The organism is Myxococcus vastator (genome assembly GCF_010894475.1).
Taxonomy (GTDB): Bacteria; Myxococcota; Myxococcia; order Myxococcales; family Myxococcaceae; genus Myxococcus; species Myxococcus vastator.
The window spans coordinates 1-2,017 of record NZ_JAAIYB010000768.1 but is presented as its reverse complement, the minus strand read 5'-3'; the positions used below and the strand labels follow the sequence as shown (position 1 = coordinate 2,017).

General features: G+C 67.9%; 4 protein-coding genes. 3 read left to right on the top strand and 1 reads right to left on the bottom strand.

Annotation, left to right across the window (positions count from 1 at the left end):
• The first annotated feature begins 160 nt into the window (after nucleotides 1-160).
• Nucleotides 161-673 (top strand): cupredoxin domain-containing protein, encoded by a 513-nt coding sequence (locus G4D87_RS37055; RefSeq protein WP_240358921.1) that lies wholly within the window; start codon nucleotides 161-163, stop codon nucleotides 671-673.
• A 121-nt stretch (nucleotides 674-794) separates the two neighbouring features.
• Entirely contained in the window at nucleotides 795-959 is a 165-nt protein-coding gene (locus G4D87_RS39105) for a hypothetical protein (RefSeq protein ID WP_176413369.1), read from the top strand.
• Nucleotides 960-1,046: 87 nt separating this feature from the next.
• On the opposite strand, the gene G4D87_RS37050 is transcribed toward G4D87_RS39105, so the two are convergent.
• The gene (locus G4D87_RS37050) at nucleotides 1,047-1,343 is read right to left on the bottom strand and encodes a TIGR02300 family protein (RefSeq protein ID WP_163787487.1); all 297 of its coding nucleotides are present in this window, start codon (nucleotides 1,341-1,343) and stop codon (nucleotides 1,047-1,049) included.
• Nucleotides 1,344-1,491: 148 nt separating this feature from the next.
• On the opposite strand from G4D87_RS37050, the gene G4D87_RS37045 reads away from it, so the two are divergent.
• A partial coding sequence (locus G4D87_RS37045; protein WP_163787486.1) for a GYF domain-containing protein occupies nucleotides 1,492-2,017 on the top strand: 526 nt, incomplete at its 3' end.

Here is a 2,017-nt window from a genome sequence, read left to right as displayed (position 1 = left end):
ATGGGTATAAGAGACAGCCATCGAGGGGCGCGTCCGTCTCGACGGCACACCCCCGGCGCCCGCCCGGCAGCCCACCACGGGCACCGTCGTCTCCGTGTGCGGCGAGGAGACGGAGGAGCGCACGCTCAGGGTAGGCAGTGAGGGCGCGTTGGCCCACACCGTGGTTTCCCTGAGGGACGGCCACGCGCTGCCCGCGGCCAGGCGCGCCGCGCCGGAGCCCGTGCTGGACCAGAAGCAGTGCATCTATGACCCGCCCGTGCTGGCCGCTCGCGCCGGAAGCACCCTGGTCATCCGCAACTCGGACCCGCTGGTCCACAACGTCCGCGCCGCCTCCGGAACGAACCGCGCCTTCTTCAATGTGGCCATGCCGCTGGAGGGCATGACGGTGAAGCGGCAGCTGCCCGCCGAGCCGGGCGACGTCCCCATCCACTGTGACATCCACCCGTGGATGCGCGCGCGCGTGCGCACCTTCAACCACGGGTACTTCGCGACCAGCGGCGCGGACGGGCGCTTCCAACTGGAGGTCCCCGAGGGCACCCACACCCTGGTCCTCTGGCACGAGCGGCTCCCGGAACAAGCCCGCACCGTGACGGTTCGCGCCGGCGAGCGCGTCCAGGTGGACGCGGAGTGGCCGGTGGCCGACTTGAAGTCGCCCGCCCGTCCGTCTCCGTGAAGGATTCCGGCGCTCGCCGTCTAAAAGGTTGAGAAGCCGCGAAGTGATTGGGGTTTCCGTTCCAGAAGAAAAATTGTTATACGGACGGCAGAAGTCACGTCCGAGAAGAGGGGGCCGAGTCATGCAGCAGCCAAAGAAGCAAGCACTCCCGAGCAACGGCATGCGCGGCCTGGAAGCGCCCCGCAAGGCGGCGGTCCGGCCCATCGGCATGCAGGAGATGGGGCCGACCCTGTACGAGCAGCTCCGCCGCGCGCTGCTGGAGCTGACGCCCGTCTCGTCCAACTGAAGCCAGGTCGTCCGGGCGCGAGCGCCACGGCCTGAAAAGCGAAGGGGCTCCCGGCTTGCGCCGTGGAGCCCCTCGTTTCTCGCGGACCTAGACTTCGTCCTCTTCGGATTCGCTTCCCGCTGCTTCGTCATCATCGAAGGAGTCGAGTCCTTCCTCCTCGTCCTCCTCATTGCGACCGGCGGGTTCCTCCGGCTCAATGGGCTCGATGACCTTCGGGGCGGCTGCCAGACGGCTACGCCTTCCCTCCGGTTGGGGCTTGAGTGCCGGGCTTTCCCGTTGATCCGCGCCACACTTCGGGCAGATCGGGTCCGGCTTCTTCATGTCGTAGAACTTCGTCTGGCACTTGTAGCAGACGTGTTTTGTTCCGAGGTCCTTCGCCGGCATTCGCCACCTTGTGTAAAAGGCGAGTGAAGACAGGGGGGAGGGCGGCTCAATAGTTGGGCCGCAAGACAGAGTCAACCTGTGGTTTGCGCCGGAGAATTCTAGCGGTAGCATCGCGACCGCGTTTTCCCCCGGAAGCTGGACGCCCCTCTTGAACTTTACCTGCGACAATTGCCAGAAGCGGTATTCCATTGCGGACGAAAAGGTCCGCGGCAAGACGGTCAAGGTCCGCTGCAAGAACTGCCAGAACGTCATCACCGTCGAAGGGCCCGCCGAGGAGGAGAACACCCGCGTGGTGTCCCTCGCGGACGTGGAGCGCATCCGCGCCCAGGAGCGCTCCCTGGCGGAGCCCGAGCCCGCAGCCGCCCCGGCGGCCGTCATCAGCGCGCCCGTCACGGCCGCCCCGATGGCGAAGGCGCCCGCGGCCGCGCTGCAGACGCCCTGGGACGATGAGCCCACGCGCGCCGCGCCCATGAAGGCCACGGGGTCGCCCTGGTTCGTCATGGTGCGCAACAAGCAGGAGGGCCCGCTGGACGAGGGCGCCCTCCGTGAGCTGATGGCCACCGGCACCGTGAATGGCCGCAGCTTCTTCTGGCAGCAGGGCATGGCGGACTGGAAGCGCGGTTCGGACATCCCCGAGCTGGCCGGCCTCTTCGAGCCGCCGCCCGCCGCCGAGC

Bases quoted from the DNA above. Each gene is read 5' to 3' on its own strand.
- G4D87_RS39105 (WP_176413369.1), top strand. From the start codon at position 795: ATGCAGCAGCCAAAGAAGCAAGCACTCCCGAGCAACGGCATGCGCGGC.
- G4D87_RS37050 (WP_163787487.1), bottom strand. From the start codon at position 1,343: ATGCCGGCGAAGGACCTCGGAACAAAACACGTCTGCTACAAGTGCCAG.